The organism is Acetivibrio mesophilus (assembly GCF_004102745.1).
Classification (GTDB): domain Bacteria; phylum Bacillota; class Clostridia; order Acetivibrionales; family Acetivibrionaceae; genus Hungateiclostridium; species Hungateiclostridium mesophilum.
The window spans coordinates 21,609-38,720 of record NZ_RLII01000030.1; the positions used below are offsets into that span (position 1 = coordinate 21,609).

The window sequence follows — 17,112 nt, forward strand, 5'->3', positions numbered from 1 at the left end:
TTTTTTCTTCATGAAGCATAAAAAAGTATTATCAATTTTTTTAACTATATTGTTAGTAATCTCTACCATATCAATAAACATATCTTATGCAGAAACAACTCCAAGTATCGAAATGGCTTTGGATAAAACCTCAGCCAGTGTAGGAGATATAATAACAGCTACAATAAAAATTAACAACATTAGCAACTTTGCAGGATATCATTTGAATATCAAATATGATCCTGCGGTTTTGCAACCGGTAGATCCTATTACAGGAGAGGCGTTTACTGATCGCACTATGCCTGTTAATAGTAATCTGTTAACGAATGAAAACTATGGTCCGGCTAATGTAGTGGCTAATAATATAAAGTCGGGAATTCTTAATTTTGGCTCTATGTATAGTTACTTAAAGGATTACAAAGCTAGTGGAATAGACGAAGATACAGGCATAATAGGAGAAATTGGCTTTAAAGTTTTGAAGGAACAAAATACATCTATTAAATTTGAAGATACAAAGACAATGCCTGATGGAATATCAGGTACAAATTTATTTGACTGGGATTCTGAGATGATAGCCGGATATACTGTAATACAACCGAATCCTATAGTTGTTGTTCCAGGACCATTGCCAGAGGACGCATATGTAGCAATGGAATTAGACAAAACAGAAGTAGAAGTGGGCGACATAATAACAGGAACAATAAAGATAAACAACATAAAGAACTTCTCAGGATACCAGCTGAACATCAAGTATGATCCTACAGTGCTTGAAGCAGTGGATCTAGAAACAGGAGAAGCGATAGAAAGCAGGACAATGCCTGTAGTTGGAGGAACAGTACAGCAGAATGATAATTATGGACCGACATCAATAGTAGCGAACAATATAGCAGCAGGTATACTGAATTTTGGTAGCACATATTCATATCTAGCTGACTATAGGGCATCAGGAAAAGCAGAAGAAACAGGAATAATAGGAAAGATAGGCTTTAAGGTATTAAAAGCCGAGAACACAACAATAAAGTTTGTAGATACAGCAGCAATGCCGGATGGAATATCAGGTACAAATTTATTTGACTGGAATGGAGATATGCTTTCAGGATATGCTGTAATACAACCAAAGGCAATAACAGCAGGCGGTGTAATACCGACACCAACAGAAACTGTAGAGCCTACACCTACAGCAACAGTAGAACCAACAGCATTGCCAGAGGACGCATATGTGGCAATGGAATTAGACAAAACAGAAGTAGAAGTGGGAGACATAATAACAGGAACAATAAAGATAAACAACATAAAGAACTTCTCAGGATACCAGCTGAACATCAAGTATGATCCTACAGTGCTTGAAGCAGTGGATCTAGAAACAGGAGAAGCGATAGAAGGCAGGACAATGCCTGTAGTTGGAGGAACAGTACAGCAGAATGATAATTATGGACCGACAACAATAGTAGCGAACAATATAGCAGCAGGTATACTGAATTTTGGTAGCACATATTCATACCTAGCTGACTATAGGGCATCAGGAAAAGCAGAAGAAACAGGAATAATAGGAAAGATAGGCTTTAAGGTATTAAAAGCCGAGAACACAACAATAAAGTTTGTAGATACAGCAACAATGCCGGATGGAATATCAGGTACAAATTTATTTGACTGGCATGGAGATATGATTACAGGATATGCTGTAATACAACCAAAGGCAATAACAGCAGGCGGTGTGATACCGACACCAACAGAAACAGTAGAACCTACGCCTACTACGACAGTAGAACCAACACCAACAGAGACTGTAGAGCCTACAGCAACAGTAGAACCAACACCAACAGAAACAGTAGAGCCTACGCCTACTGCGACTGTAGAACCTACAGCATTGCCAGAGGACGCATATGTGGCAATGGAATTAGACAAAACAGAAGTAGAAGTAGGGGACATAATAACAGGAACAATAAAGATAAACAACATAAAGAACTTCTCAGGATACCAGTTGAACATCAAGTATGATCCTACAGTGCTTGAAGCAGTGGATCTAGAAACAGGAGAAGCGATAGAAGGCAGGACAATGCCTGTAGTTGGAGGAACAGTACAGCAGAATGAAAATTATGGACCGACATCAATAGTAGCGAACAATATAGCAGCAGGTGTACTGAATTTTGGTAGCACATATTCATATCTAGCTGACTATAGGGCATCAGGAAAAGCAGAAGAAACAGGAATAATAGGAAAGGTAGGCTTTAAGGTATTAAAAGCCGAGAACACAACAATAAAGTTTGTAGATACAGCAGCAATGCCGGATGCGATAGAAGGAACATTTATGTTTGACTGGAATGGAGATATGATTTCAGGATATGCTGTAATACAACCAAAGGCAATAACAGCAGGCGGTGTAATACCGACACCAACAGAGACGGTAGAGCCTACACCTACAGCAACAGTAGAGCCAACACCAACAGAGACAGTAGAACCTACACCATTGCCAGATGACTCATATGTAGCAATGGAATTAGACAAAACAGAAGTAGAAGTAGGGGACATAATAACAGCAACAATAAGGATAAACAAAATGAGTACCTTGTCAGGATACCAGCTTAATATTAAGTATGATCCGACAGTACTTCAGGCAGTGAATATAGAAACAGGAGAACCGATAGAAAGCAAGACAATGCCTGTAGTTGGAGGAACAGTACAACAAAATAAGAAGTACGGACCGACAAAGATAGTAGCAAACAATATAGCAGAAGGTAGACTGAATTTTGGAAGTGGATACTCATACCTAATTGACTATAAGGCATCAGGAAAACCAGAAGAAACAGGATTAATAGGAAAGATAGGCTTTAAGGTATTAAAAGCGGAGAACACAAGGATAAGGTTTGAAGAGACAGTAGGAATGCCGGGATCCATAGAAGGAACATTTATGTTCGATTGGGATGGAAACATGATTACAGAATATGCTGTAATACAACCAAAGCCAATAACAGCAGGCGGTGTAAAACCAACACCGACAGAAACTGTGGAGCCTACACCTACAGCAACAGTAGAACCAACACCAACAGAAACTGTGGAGCCTACACCAACACCAACAGTAGAACCAACACCAACAGAGACAGTAGAGCCTACACCAACACCAACAGTAGAACCAACACCGACAGAGACAGTAGAGCCTACACCAACACCAACAGTAGAACCAACACCGACAGAGACAGTAGAGCCTACACCTACAGCAACAGTAGAACCAACACCGACAGAGACAGTAGAGCCTACACCTACAGCAACAGTAGAACCAACACCGACAGAGACAGTAGAGCCTACACCTACAGCAACAGTAGAACCAACACCAACAGAGACAGTAGAGCCTACGCCTACAGCAACAGTAGAACCAACACCAACAGAGACAGTAGAACCTACACCATTGCCAGATGACTCATATGTAGCAATGGAATTAGACAAAACAGAAGTAGAAGTAGGGGACATAATAACAGCAACAATAAAGATAAACAAGATGAGTACCTTATCAGGATACCAGCTTAATATTAAGTATGATCCGACAGTACTTCAGGCAGTGAATATAGAAACAGGAGAACCAATAGAAAGCAAGACAATGCCTGTAGTTGGAGGAACAGTACAACAAAATAAGAAGTACGGACCGACAAAGATAGTAGCAAACAATATAGCAGAAGGTAGACTGAATTTTGGAAGTGGATACTCATACCTAATTGACTATAAGGCATCAGGAAAACCAGAAGAAACAGGATTAATAGGAAAGATAGGCTTTAAGGTATTAAAAGCGGAGAACACAAGGATAAGGTTTGAAGAGACAGTAGGAATGCCGGGATCCATAGAAGGAACATTTATGTTCGATTGGGATGGAAACATGATTACAGGATATGCTGTAATACAACCAAAGGCAATAACAGCAGGTGGTGTAAAACCAACACCGACAGAAACTGTGGAGCCTACACCTACAGCAACAGTAGAACCAACACCAACAGAAACTATAGAGCCTACACCGACACCAACAGAAACTGTAGAGCCTACACCGACACCAACAGAAACTGTAGAGCCTACACCGACACCAACAGAAACTGTAGAGCCTACGCCTACTGCGACTGTAGAACCTACACCATTGCCAGAGGACGCATATGTAGCAATGGAATTAGACAAAACAGAAGTAGAAGTGGGCGACATAATAACAGGAACAATAAAGATAAACAACATAAAGAACTTCTCAGGATACCAGCTGAACATCAAGTATGATCCTACAGTGCTTGAAGCAGTGGATCTAGAAACAGGAGAAGCGATAGAAGGCAGGACAATGCCTGTAGTTGGAGGAACGGTACAGCAGAATGAAAATTATGGACCGACATCAATAGTAGCGAACAATATAGCAGCAGGTATACTGAATTTTGGTAGCACATATTCATACCTAGCTGACTATAGGGCATCAGGAAAAGCAGAAGAAACAGGAATAATAGGAAAGATAGGCTTTAAGGTATTAAAAGCCGAGAATACAACAATAAAGTTTGTAGATACAGCAACAATGCCGGATGGAATATCAGGTACGAATTTATTTGACTGGCATGGAGATATGATTACAGGATATGCTGTAATACAACCAAAGGCAATAACAGCTGGCGGTGTAATACCGACACCAACAGAGACGGTAGAGCCTACACCTACAGCAACAGTAGAGCCTACACCAACACCAACAGAGACTGTAGAGCCTACACCAACACCAACTGAAACTGTAGAGCCTACACCAACACCAACAGAGACTGTAGAGCCTACACCAACACCAACTGAAACTGTAGAGCCTACACCAACACCAACTGAAACTGTAGAGCCTACACCAACACCAACAGAGACTGTAGAGCCTACACCAACACCAACTGAAACTGTAGAGCCTACACCAACACCAACTGAAACTGTAGAGCCTACACCAACACCAACTGAAACTGTAGAGCCTACACCAACACCAACAGAGACTGTAGAGCCTACACCAACACCAACTGAGACTGTAGAGCCTACACCAACACCGACAGAAACTGTAGAGCCTACACCAACACCAACAGAAACAGTAGAGCCTACACCAACACCGACAGAAACAGTAGAGCCTACACCAACACCAACAGAAACTGTAGAGCCTACACCAACACCAACAGAAACTGTAGAGCCTACACCAACACCGACAGAAACAGTAGAGCCTACACCAACACCAACAGAGACTGTAGAGCCTACACCGACACCAACTGAGACTGTAGAGCCTACACCGACACCAACAGAAACAGTAGAGCCTACACCAACACCAACAGAAACTGTAGAGCCAACACCAACACCAACTGAGACAGTAGAGCCTACACCGACACCAACAGAAACTGTAGAGCCTACACCGACACCAACAGAAACTGTAGAGCCTACACCGACACCAACAGAGACTGTAGAGCCAACACCAACACCAACAGAAACTGTAGAGCCTACACCGACACCAACAGAAACTGTAGAGCCTACACCGACACCAACTGAGACTGTAGAGCCTACACCAACACCAACAGAGACTGTAGAGCCTACACCAACACCAACAGAAACTGTAGAGCCTACACCGACACCAACAGAAACAGTAGAGCCTACACCAACACCAACAGCGACAGTAGAGCCAACAAGTGGCGGTGGCAGCGGTGGTGGAGGCAGCAGCGGTGGCGGCGGTGGCGGCGGTGGTAGTTCAACAGCTACACCTACACCAACAGCAACACCAACAGCTACGCCTACAGCGACATCAACTGCTGTAATTACTCAACCTCCTACAGAGGTGCCTGCTGCGGGTGGAGAGCATGCAGCATACTTGAGAGGGTATCCGGACGGAAGCTTTAAGCCTGAAAGAAATATAACAAGAGCAGAAGCTGCAGTAATTTTTGCTAAGCTGCTTGGGGCTAATGAAAGCGATGCTGCTGAGTATACAATTTCATATACTGACCTTAGTGATACTCACTGGGCAGCATGGGCTATTAAATATGCATCAGACAAGGGCTTGTTTAAGGGATATCCTGATGGCTCATTTAAGCCAGATCAGAACATAACAAGAGCGGAATTTGCAACTGTTGTACTGGAGTTCCTAAAGATAGTTAAGGATCAGGAAATAATTGATAAGCTGGCAGCGTTAGACATAAGTGTTCCGAAGTTTGACGATTCGATAGGACACTGGGCACAGGAGAGCATTGAGAGACTGTCCCGCATGGGTTATATTAGTGGATATCCAAACGGAACGTTCCAACCTCAGAGCTTTATTAAACGTTCCGAAAGTGTGGCACTAATTAATAGGGCGTTGGAGAGAGGTCCGCTTAATGAAGCACCGAAGACCTTCCCTGATGTTGATGAATCATACTGGGCATTCAGAGATATTGCAGAAGGTGCTCTTGATCACAAGTTCATAATTAAAGAAGATAATATAGAAGTATTTCTGCAAATAATCGAAAAATAATATACTAAAATAACTTAATTCAAAGCTGTTGCATTTAAGATTAATTTCTTTGATGCAGCAGCTTTTTTATGTATCTTGCAATAAACATGGTGCATTTGATTTATATACTGCAGTATATATAAAATGAAAAAGGATAGAGTACAGATTGTCTTAGAAGGAAGAGATTATTTGTAAAATGACTTGAAACATTCATAAAACTAATTTATAATTAAATATATAATAGATAAATAAATTTAAGCATTTATATAGAAAAAATATATTTCATTAGTTGCTGTAATCGATTTTTTTGTCTGGGGAGGAATTGTTGTGTTCTGCTACATTTAAAAATCTTACCTTATCTCATTCAAAAGTTTATTTTCAAAGACTTATATTCATATTGTGCCAGCTTCTATTCCCGCTATTGATACAGTCTATACAATCCAATTGTAAAATTTGAAAATAATTGTTGTAGCTTTAATACCGAACTAAATAATTGATGGAATTCGAGTACCATAACCCAACATAACATCAATATCCTGGGATTATTTATATTTGCTTAAGGCAGAGCATACCATAAAAACAATGAAGGTTTTTATCCTTCATAAAAATATATCAAATAAAAATTATTTTGGAGGTGTTAAATGAGTAATAAAAAGAGTAGAAGGTAATGTTTAAAGTATGATATCATTGGGGGGGTTTTATGAAAAAAAACAATGCTTTAACATTAGCTACAATAATAATGTTACTTCTAACCAGTTTGTTCACAAACATAACTTATGCAAAAACTTCAAGCATATCAATGGAGCTCGATAAGACAAAAGCAAATGTAGGCGACATGATTATAGCTACAATAAAGATAAGCAATATTAGTAACTTCTGTGGATATCATATTAACATAAAATATGATCCATTGGTTTTGCAGGCAGTTGATCCTTTTACAGAAGAACCGTTCGAAAAATGGTCAATGCCAGTGGGCGGTACATTATTAAATGGAAAGTATGGAAATGCCTCGATTGCAGTAAATAATGCTGACCGAGGGATACTAAACTTCGGGAATACATATGTCGACACGAAAGATTACAAGGCCAGTGGAAAACCTGAAACAACTGGCATAATCGGTAAAATAGGTTTTAAAGTTCTAAAGTCAGGCAACACGATGATCAAATTTGAAAACGCAGCGGCTATGCCTGACGCAATACAAGGAACAAATCTATTTGATTGGGACTCGGAAATTATAACAGGATATGATGTAATTCAGCCTAGTGCAATCACAATAGCTGACCCTGTGCCGGTATCAACACCTACACCATCTCCTACACCTACGCCGGGTACAATATTGCCGGATGATGCTTATATTGCCCTAGAGATTGACAAATCAAAAGCAAAAGTAGGCGATATAGTTGTTGCAACAGTGAAAGCAAACAACATGACTACTCTGGCAGGATATCAGTTGAATATCAAGTATGATCCTAAAGTATTGCAAGCAGTTAATCCCATAACAGGAGAGGCCTTTACTTACAGCACAGGACTTGTGGGAGGAGAACTGATCTTGAACAAAGCCTATTACCCCTATCAAGTAGCATCCAATAGAATTGATGAGGGCGTAATAAGTTATTCATGCTCATACGTATATTTGCATTCGTACAGAGAATCAGGAAAGTATGAATCGACTGGAGTAATTGGAAAAGTAGGCTTTAAGGTACTAAAAGCTACTGATACGACAGTTAAACTTCAGGATGGGGGAACTATGCCGGGATCAATTGAAGGTACATATGCATTTGATTGGCATGGCAATACCATGGAAGGATATAGAGTTATACAGCCAAGCAAAATATCAGTAATTTCAGAGCCTGAGCCAACACCGACCGCAACAATGCCAACACCGACTGCAACAACACCAGCACCGACCACAACGCCTCAGACCCCGGTGACAACGCAGGGACGTATTTCTATGGTATTTGATAAAACAGAGGCAAAAGTTGGGGATATTATAACGGCAACCGTAAGGGTAGATAACATTAAGAATTTCGCAGGATTCCAAGTAAATATCAAGTATGATCCAAAAATGCTGGAAGCTGTTGATTATCAAACAAAGAAAGCCTTTACAAAAACTACAATGCCAACAGGTGCGACTATATTGATAAATGATAAATATCAACCAGTGGATATTTCTGCAAATAATATTGCTAATGGTATATTGAATTTCGGCAAAACCTATTCTAATTTAGTAAACTACAGAATTGCCGGAAAGCCTGAAGAGACGGGAATTATCGCCAAAATAGGATTTAAGGTCCTCAAAGAAGGCAGTACAATTGTCAAGTTTGAAGACACAAAAAGTATGCCTGACGCAAAAAAAGGAACAGATTTGTTTGACTGGAATTCAGAAAGAATAAGTAATTACGATGTAATTCAACCTGGCAAAATTACAATAGTGAATGCAACACCTACACCAACTGCGACTCCAGGGGAAGAAACTGGCGGCGGAGGCGGAGCAGGTGGCGGAGGCGGTCCAGGCGGCGGAGGCGGCGGTACTAGTCCTTCAGCTAAACCAACGGCTACACCTACCCCAACTTCTACTTCTACCGCGACCAAGAAGCCAAAGCCAACAGAAATAGTAAAACCTGATCCAGACATACCGACTACTGTTGGAATACATTATTCGTATTTGGCAGGATATCCGGATAAGTTGTTTAGACCTGAAAAAAGCATCACGAGAGCTGAAGCTGCTGTGATTTTTGCAAAACTAATGGGAGCTAATGAAAATACAGAGATTGATTATAATGTTTCGTATAACGATCTGGATAAATCTCACTGGGCAAATTGGGCGATTAAATTTGTCTCATATAAGAAGCTGTTTACCGGATATCCCGATGGGACGTTTAAACCTAATCAAAATATAACAAGAGCTGAATTTTCAACTGTTGTGTTTAAGCTTCTTGCGTCAGAGAAAGGACTCAAAGAAGAAAAGCTTGAGAAATTCAAGTTTGATGATTCAAAAGGACACTGGGCACAACAATTCATTGAACAATTGTCGGATCTTGGCTACATTAATGGATATCCCGACGGGACATTTAAGCCTGATAACAATATCAAACGCTCAGAAAGTGTTGCCTTGATAAACAGAGCTATGGGAAGAGGTCCTTTATATGGTGCACCTCAGAAGTTCGAGGATGTTCCTCAAACTCATTGGGCATTTAAGGATATTGCAGAGGGTGTACTTGACCACAAATTTAAGCTAGACAGTGAAGGCAATGAGGAATTGATGGAGATAATTGGAAACCAATAATATTCACGAGTTTATTATTTAATTAATTAATTGTTTTGGGAGGATAAAGTATGAAGAAAAATACAATTGTAGCGGTGCTAACAATTATGGCGTTACTTGTAGGTATTAACATGTGTACATTTGTGTCGTTGGCAGATTCAGGAGAAATCAGAGTAATTTTCGGTAATGTGAAGGCTCAACCAGGGGATAGAATTGAAGTGCCGGTAAGCATTGAAAATGCTCCTGCCATTGGAATTGTGAACATTGACTTTGAAGTTGGATATGATTCCAAGACCTTTGATGTAATAGACGTAAAGCCTGGAGATATAGTAGAAAACGCTTCAAATAGCTTTGACTACTATATTCTTGAAGAGGGAGATAGTATTGCAATTTTGTATTCGGAAGATACAGGTCGTGGCACTGAAGCGATAAAAAAAGATGGAGTATTTTTTACAATAGTATTGGATGTAAAAAAGGATGCGCAGCCTGGAATAAGTCCAATTAAGAAATTGAGCTTTGGAGGAACGGCAGATAATGATCTTAATGAAATATATACTGAATTTATAACTGGCCAAGTTGAAATTATTGAAGCTGCTGCTCCGACAGCAACACCTACACCAAAGCCAACTGAAACTGCAAAACCCACAACTTCATCAACACCGGAATCAACGTCGGGCGGAGGTACAGGTGGTTCGGGCGGACAGACGCAAAACACACCAAAGCCAACAGAATCGGTACAACCGACGGCTACACCAAAAGCAACAGAAGAACCGATCGAAGATATGCCTCAAACTGGTGCTGTAGGGAAGCATACACCGTTCCTAAAAGGATATCCGGGTGGATTGTTCAAGCCAGAGAATAATATTACAAGGGCAGAAGCTGCAGTTATCTTTGCAAAGCTTTTGGGAGCAGATGAAAATAGCGCAGGAAAAAATTCATCTATTGCTTTTGACGATCTAAAAGATAGCCACTGGGCGGCATGGGCGATAAAGTATGTTGCTGAAGAGAATCTATTTGGCGGTTATCCGGATGGAACCTTTATGCCAGACAAGAGTATAACAAGGGCTGAATTTGCGACCGTTGCATATAAATTCCTTGAAAAGCTCGGAAAGATCGAAGAGGTACAGGATATAGAAATTCAGTTGAAGGACATAGATGGGCACTGGGCGCAAAAATATATTAAGACTTTAGTTGCTAAAGGCTACATAAAAGGTTATCCGGATGAGACCTTTAGACCTCAAGCAAGCATTAAGAGATCAGAGTCTGTGGCTCTAATCAACAGATCCTTAGAAAGAGGTCCGTTAAATGGAGCAGTTCTTGATTTCCAAGATGTACCTGCGAACTATTGGGCATATAAAGATATAGCTGAGGGTGTAATTTACCACAGTTATAAAATTGATGAGAACGGACAGGAAGTAATGGTTGAGAAGTTGGATTAATTAGTTTTACTCTTGTACAACAGGAAATAACTACGAAAAAAGCTCAGGAAGCACTTAGCTCCTGAGCTTTTTTCGGGTTTTGCATTGTGGGAACATAAATTAGTATTCCTCAAGTTTTTCATGATCCTTATAGAAATTGCTGTTGTCAAAATAACGTGTCTTAAGAGTAGACCCAAAGGTGGAATCGACATTAATCCATCTGTCTTCCTCAGAAATATATATTTCATTCCAGGCGTGCAGTTCATTGCTATAGACTCCAATGAAATTTCCTTTTATCATTTTTACCTGAAGTCCTGAAGCTCGCCCTAAGGCGGCAACAAGAGCAGAGTAATCGTAGCACACGCCTTTCTTTGTTTCAAGAGTATTAATGGCACCATAAGGATTATCATAGTTTTTGTTAATCTGTCTTATATACTTATCATAATCATATTTAATGTTATTGACTACCCAATAATATATTTTTTCTGCTTTTTCCCTATCGGTTTTGGCATCTTTGGTCAGTTCCTGTGCTAGAGCAATTATGTTTTCATCATTGCTTTCAACATGGAGTGTAGGAACTGTAAACCTGTTTACTTCAACAGTGTTTTCAACAAACACCGTTGGCCCGAAGGTATATATTCTATCCTCCTTATGTACCAGAACTGAAATTTGGTATGCGCCCATACCGTCAATAAGCCAAATTTCTTCGCTGAATTTGCCATCAATAAGCTCTACATCGTACCAGCGCTGAGTTTCATCCTTGACAATAAGTATTTTGATTAAACTGTTAACAGTTTCACCTGTCACCGTAACTTTTCCTTCAACATTTGATGGGATACTTTGGAGGGTAACTCCGTTGGCAACAATTTTTTCTGTAATTGATGTGGTTACGGCAAATCCTGCGTTTGTGCAGAGGGTAATGGTTAGGACGAGCATAACTACACTACATAATAATTTTCTCATAATAAATTCCTCCCTTTTTTGGTAACTCAGCCATCATGGTTTGGGTTTCCAAACCGAAGACCTGTAGCTTTGCGTCCCCAATTTTCATTGAGTTTGCCTTTTTCGAAAGGGCCAAGGATGTTGCTATAAGGTTGTAGCAAGAAAGCAAATAAACTGTAGAAAAATATAGGTCGTTACGAAAGTAAATAATTGAGTAAATAATGAGCAATAATAAAGCTCTGAATGGGTAAACCAAACAGAGCTATTAAGACCTAAGATCTAATAACCTTTGGCAACCCGACTGTCATAGTGTTTCCACTTTAGACTCGTAGCTTTGCGTCTCTACCTTTCGATAGATTTGCCTTTTTCAAAAGTACAATATGCAATTTTACCTAATTTTATTATACTACAAAATAAGAGCAATTTCAAACATTATTTATTAATTATGCAGTTTTTGTAGCTTTTTTTTATAAAAAGTTAGAACTTTTCTCACTCTGCAGCGTCTAATTATTAGTTGAAGTAAAAAGTCGGGGTATATTAAGGATTTTATATCGAATCAAGTCGTATAGAGTATTTGGAGGGACATATGGATGAACGGATATAGTTTTACCGAAATTGGAATGCTTGTGGGAGCTGCTGTAGGTGGCATCCTTTCGGTAATAGGGTTTGTATTTTGGCATAGTACGGCAACCTTTGCCTTTGCATTTATCGGAATAGCTTTGGGCATTCTGACAGGAAATATTATAGACAAGAGATTTATAGAATAGTTAGACAAAAAATATAGATAATACGAATAAAAAGCTTCTGTGCTACCTTTTGTGGAATAAATCTATCATATATTGAAGATACTATCTATACAAAATTATATGCAAAGGAGTGGCATACCATAAACAGTAAAAGCAGCAATAAAACTCTAGCTCTGCTTCAGGAGGTAGAAAGCCTGGAGAAGGAAGTATGCAATATAGGAACAGTGTTTACAGAAATCCTAAAGGATGAAATCAATGCCAATGATCAACAGAGAATCTATAATGGGGTAAAAAGACTCATAAAAAAGTATTCCCAAGAGAAAAGAGGGATGGAAACCCTCGATGAATTTATAAGAGTTTTAAGCGGAGGAGCATCCCTTGAAGAGTTATTGCAGATTGCAAAGGAGGAGGCACAAAATCCTACTATTTCTACAGGGATTACTGTGGATGACAATTGCTACACAGGGGAAAATATTTCGCCCGACTAGATAGAGCCGGGCTTTGGTCCAAAGTATTGATAATAATCCACCTTAATGTTTCCATTATAGAACTTACGCTTCTTATCGGCTTTTTTACCATAAAGCTGTTCAAAATTCTCTGAGGAGGTAATTATGTATTTTGACCAGGTATCATATCTTGAGAATACCTTTCCCATATCCCTGTTTATTATTTCAACCTCCTGCTGTTCGCTGATCCTTTCACCGTAAGGAGGGTTGCATATTATTACTCCGTAATCCTCCTTTATACGAATGTCTCTGAAATCACTGACGACAAATTCAATGCAATCATCAACGCCAGCTAAATAAGCATTTTCCTTTGCCAGTTCAATAGCATCAGTATTTATATCCGAAGCATAGATTTTGAGATTTATATCCTGATTAATTGCCTTAAGTGCTGCAACTCTTTCTTGCTTCCAAATATCTTTGCCTATAACGGGCCATTCTTCAGATGCAAAGGTCCTGTTAAGACCCGGTGCGATGTTTCGCCCAATCAAGGCGGCTTCAATGGGAATTGTACCGGAACCGCAAAAACAATCCAAAAAGGGCTTGCTTTTATTCCAATAGCTTATCATTATCATTGCAGAGGCAAGGGTTTCCTTTATAGGAGCCTCCACATTTTTCGCCCTGTATCCTCTTTTGTGCAACGCTGTACCGCTTGTGTCAATGGTCAAAGTTGCTATGTCTTTATGAAGAGATACCTGTATCGTGTACTCGGGTCCGTTTTCCTCAAACCAATCTACATTGTATTTGGACTTAAGCTTTTCCACCACAGCTTTTTTTACAATTGCCTGAGAATCGGAAATGCTAAAGAGCTTTGACTTCACAGATTTACCCAATACAGTGAATTTGCCGTCGCGGGTTATCCATTCGTCCCAAGGAAGGGCGAAGGTTTTGTTGAAAAGCTCCTCAAAGGTCAAAGCTTCGAATTCACCTATTTTAAGCAATACCCTGTCGGCAGATCTAAGCCAGAGATTTGCCCGGGGAATACTTGATATATCACCTTTAAACATTATTTTGCCGTTTTCTACGACTACATCTTTATAACCGAGTTTTATTACTTCAGATTTTACTGCAGATTCTACTCCGGCAGCTGCTGTTGCTATAAGCTCAACTTCCTTCATTATTTCCTCCGTCAATATACATAAATTAGCAAATTTTCAATCAATTTTATTTAATATGAAACATAAAGCAAATCACAAATCAAAATTTAGGATTGCCAATAGTATAGGAATGAATGCATACTTACTTATTGAATTTTTTATATGTGTTTCTGGCATTGTCAAGAACACTTGCACCGATGGAGGTTATCTTCTCTAGCATAATCTTGTCCTCGACCTTCTTTGTTGCCTTTTCCATAAGGCTCTGAAAGGTTTTGCCGTCATGGGGGAAGGTTACGCAAACGGCATAGTAGTATTCGTCATAATTAATATTTACGATATTAAGCCCTTTACTAACGTTTTCATGGATTTTCTCAAGAACCTTTTGAGCACCGGATGCGTTGGTAAAAGGCAGTATAACAAGGATGTCCTTATTTGCATTAAGAATAGCCGTATCCGTCGACCGCAATGAAAGTTTAACCTTTTCGATTGCTATATTTTGTATTTTTTCTTGAACCTCCGGGGATAGCTCAGTGGACTGTTCCGAGCCGTCTTTTTTTAGGTTGACCGGAGCCATAAGAATTACAGATAGATTCTGACCTGCTCTTGAAGCAACTTTGAATTCCTTGGATATATAGTCTTCAATAGACATTGAGATAACGTGGGCACTGTCAAATTCATATCTAAAGCGCTGTCCTATTTTCAACACAGTCCTTACAGAATTCTCAAGACGTTTGGTTGAGTACGGCTTTAGGACATAGTCACTTACTTTGAATTTAAGTGCGGCATGACGATAGCCTGCATTGTCGGATTTTGTGGCAATAATAATGGGCGTGTTGGCGGTCTTGGAATTATTTCTAATAGCCGACAGCACTTCAAGGCCTTCTTTTTCTACCGGAAAGGCTATATCCATAATTATTAGAGTTATGGAGCTGAGGTCCTCTAAAATACTGTAAAATTTTTTTAGACTGTCCGCCTCAACAAAACTGTACTCTCCGATATTATCAAATATAATTTTGGTTTTTTCTCTTTCATATTCAGAGTAATCAATGAGCAATATAGTACCATCCATTATTCTATACCTTTACTTTCATTCAATTATATATCGTTAGAATAATTTTAACACAATTTTTCAACAAATAACAGGTGCCTGAATTCATCAATTTATTATTTTGAGGAAAAACTTGCTCAATAATGTTTATTATCATCTCATTTTATATTAAAATATATTCATAAATACATTTTAAAAAATTGCAGTACGGTAGAAAGGATAATTAATATGCTGTTAAAGGTTAGGAAGTCGAAAACTAATGGCAATATCAGGATTCCAGGTTCGAAGTCCCATACTATAAGGGCTCTCTTTTTCGCAAGTCTTTCTGAGGGAAAATCCGAAATCCTAAGTCCCTTGATATCGGACGATGCATTGTCTGCTGTAGAGGTTTGCAGAGCTTTAGGGGCTAAAATTGAACAAAGAGATGATAAATATCTTGTCGAAGGGTTTGGAAGAAATCCCGTTACTCCTGAGGACGTAATAAACGTTGGCAATTCCGGTACCACACTTCGTTTTGGAGTAATGACAGCGGCTTTGGGCGATGGCTGTTCGGTCTTTACTGGAGATTGGCAGATAAGGCAAAGACCTCTTGGCCCCCTGCTTTACGCTATAAACAACCTTGGTGCACAGGCTTACTCCACCAGAAACAATGGAAAGGTGCCTGTGGTAGTAAAGGGGAGACTTAAAGGAGGAAGCACGGAGTTAGACTCAATTACATCCCAATATCTCTCATCAATATTGATTAATTCCCCCCTTCTTCCGCTGGATACCGAAGTAATTATTACAAGACTTAACGAAATTCCTTATGTGGATATAACTTTGTGGTGGCTTGAAAAGTATGGCATAAATTATGAAAATCACGGTTACAAGACCTTTTATATAAAGGGGGGGCAGCATTATAAGCCTCTAAATGTTACCATCCCCGGTGACTTCTCTTCGGCGACATTTTTTGCTGTTCAAGCTGCAATATCGGGAGAGGAGTTTGTACTGGACAATTTGGACATGACTGATCCTCAGGGAGATAAGATGGTATTTTCGATACTTGAAGATATGGGAGCTAAGGTAAAAGTAGAGGGAAAAAGTATCAGGATTAAAGGCTGTGAGCTTATAGGAAGAGAGATAGATATGAATGCAATACCCGATGCATTGCCGGCTATGGCTGTTGCAGGGTGTTTTGCAAAAGGCCAGACAAGACTTGTAAATGTACCCCAAGCAAGGATTAAGGAAACGGACAGGATTCATGTGATGTGTGAGCAGTTAAGAAAGATGGGGGCAGATATAAGGGAGCTGGAAGATGGACTGGTCATAGGGGAAAGCAAACTGAAAGGATGCAAATTGGAAGGATACGGTGACCACCGTATAGTTATGTCTTTAGCTATAGCAGGCTTAAATGCAGAGGGCGAGACTACCATTGATACAGCAGAAGCAGTTAACGTTACTTTCCCTAATTTTGTTGGATTTTTATCCCAATCCGGTGCTGATATATCTATTTGCGAATGAATGGTGCAAAAAAATAGTATTATTTTATGAAGTTTTATATTATAACTTAAACTTCGCAGATTAATAATCTCTATGCACCTTGAAAATTCAATATTTGGCTTTAAGTAAGTATCATGATTCTTGCTCTTATGCACACAGTAAAAGCCTACCCTTAAGTTCCTTTGGAAGT

At 39.5% G+C, this 17,112-nt stretch carries 9 protein-coding genes and 2 riboswitches; of the genes, 6 read left to right on the forward strand and 3 right to left on the reverse strand.

Annotated features, from left to right (window positions below; translation table 11 throughout):
• Positions 1-10 precede the first annotated feature (10 nt).
• The 3 genes from EFD62_RS18115 (at position 11) to EFD62_RS15145 (ending at position 11,128) form a co-directional block, all read left to right on the forward strand.
• A complete protein-coding gene (locus tag EFD62_RS18115; RefSeq protein ID WP_235832675.1) occupies positions 11-6,445 on the forward strand; it encodes a cohesin domain-containing protein in 6,435 nt (2,144 codons plus the stop codon).
• Between the two features lie 679 nt (positions 6,446-7,124).
• Entirely contained in the window at positions 7,125-9,710 is a 2,586-nt protein-coding gene (locus EFD62_RS15140) for a cohesin domain-containing protein (RefSeq protein WP_128706407.1), read from the forward strand.
• Between the two features lie 50 nt (positions 9,711-9,760).
• Positions 9,761-11,128, forward strand: a complete 1,368-nt coding sequence (locus tag EFD62_RS15145) for an S-layer homology domain-containing protein (protein WP_069196093.1) — start codon at positions 9,761-9,763, stop codon at positions 11,126-11,128.
• Positions 11,129-11,227: 99 nt separating this feature from the next.
• Here the strand turns inward: EFD62_RS15145 and EFD62_RS15150 are convergent, their stop codons facing one another.
• Positions 11,228-12,070, reverse strand: a complete 843-nt coding sequence (locus EFD62_RS15150; RefSeq protein ID WP_069196426.1) for a transglutaminase-like domain-containing protein — start codon at positions 12,068-12,070, stop codon at positions 11,228-11,230.
• Between the two features lie 17 nt (positions 12,071-12,087).
• Positions 12,088-12,178: riboswitch (cyclic di-GMP riboswitch) on the reverse strand.
• Between the two features lie 159 nt (positions 12,179-12,337).
• A riboswitch (cyclic di-GMP riboswitch) is annotated at positions 12,338-12,422 on the reverse strand.
• A 217-nt stretch (positions 12,423-12,639) separates the two neighbouring features.
• On the opposite strand from EFD62_RS15150, the gene EFD62_RS17795 reads away from it, so the two are divergent.
• A complete protein-coding gene (locus EFD62_RS17795) occupies positions 12,640-12,816 on the forward strand; it encodes a hypothetical protein (protein ID WP_170176862.1) in 177 nt (58 codons plus the stop codon).
• A gap of 203 nt (positions 12,817-13,019) precedes the next feature.
• Positions 13,020-13,283 carry a hypothetical protein gene (locus EFD62_RS15155; RefSeq protein ID WP_235832676.1) on the forward strand — a complete coding sequence of 88 codons (264 nt, stop codon included), beginning with the start codon at positions 13,020-13,022 and terminating at the stop codon, positions 13,281-13,283.
• On the opposite strand, the gene EFD62_RS15160 is transcribed toward EFD62_RS15155, so the two are convergent.
• Both EFD62_RS15160 and EFD62_RS15165 read right to left on the reverse strand, forming a co-directional pair.
• Positions 13,280-14,416, reverse strand: coding sequence for a THUMP domain-containing class I SAM-dependent RNA methyltransferase (locus tag EFD62_RS15160; RefSeq protein ID WP_128706408.1), 1,137 nt, complete (start codon positions 14,414-14,416; stop codon positions 13,280-13,282). The two genes, EFD62_RS15155 and EFD62_RS15160, sit on opposite strands and share 4 nt — an antisense overlap.
• Positions 14,417-14,537: 121 nt before the next feature.
• On the reverse strand, positions 14,538-15,464 hold the full coding sequence (locus EFD62_RS15165) for a response regulator (RefSeq protein WP_069196096.1): 927 nt from the start codon (positions 15,462-15,464) through the stop codon (positions 14,538-14,540).
• Between the two features lie 207 nt (positions 15,465-15,671).
• Here EFD62_RS15165 and aroA point away from each other — a divergent pair, with 207 nt between their 5' ends.
• Positions 15,672-16,943 carry a 3-phosphoshikimate 1-carboxyvinyltransferase gene (gene aroA / locus EFD62_RS15170; RefSeq protein WP_069196097.1) on the forward strand — a complete coding sequence of 424 codons (1,272 nt, stop codon included), beginning with the start codon at positions 15,672-15,674 and terminating at the stop codon, positions 16,941-16,943.
• The last annotated feature ends 169 nt before the right edge of the window (positions 16,944-17,112 follow it).

Excerpts from the sequence above, each read along its gene's own strand:
- EFD62_RS18115 (WP_235832675.1), top strand. The coding sequence starts at position 11 with ATGAAGCATAAAAAAGTATTATCAATTTTTTTAACTATATTGTTAGTA.
- EFD62_RS15140 (WP_128706407.1), top strand. The coding sequence starts at position 7,125 with ATGAAAAAAAACAATGCTTTAACATTAGCTACAATAATAATGTTACTT.
- EFD62_RS15145 (WP_069196093.1), top strand. The coding sequence starts at position 9,761 with ATGAAGAAAAATACAATTGTAGCGGTGCTAACAATTATGGCGTTACTT.
- EFD62_RS15150 (WP_069196426.1), bottom strand. The coding sequence starts at position 12,070 with ATGAGAAAATTATTATGTAGTGTAGTTATGCTCGTCCTAACCATTACC.
- EFD62_RS17795 (WP_170176862.1), top strand. The coding sequence starts at position 12,640 with ATGAACGGATATAGTTTTACCGAAATTGGAATGCTTGTGGGAGCTGCT.
- EFD62_RS15160 (WP_128706408.1), bottom strand. The coding sequence starts at position 14,416 with ATGAAGGAAGTTGAGCTTATAGCAACAGCAGCTGCCGGAGTAGAATCT.
- EFD62_RS15165 (WP_069196096.1), bottom strand. The coding sequence starts at position 15,464 with ATGGATGGTACTATATTGCTCATTGATTACTCTGAATATGAAAGAGAA.
- aroA (WP_069196097.1), top strand. The coding sequence starts at position 15,672 with ATGCTGTTAAAGGTTAGGAAGTCGAAAACTAATGGCAATATCAGGATT.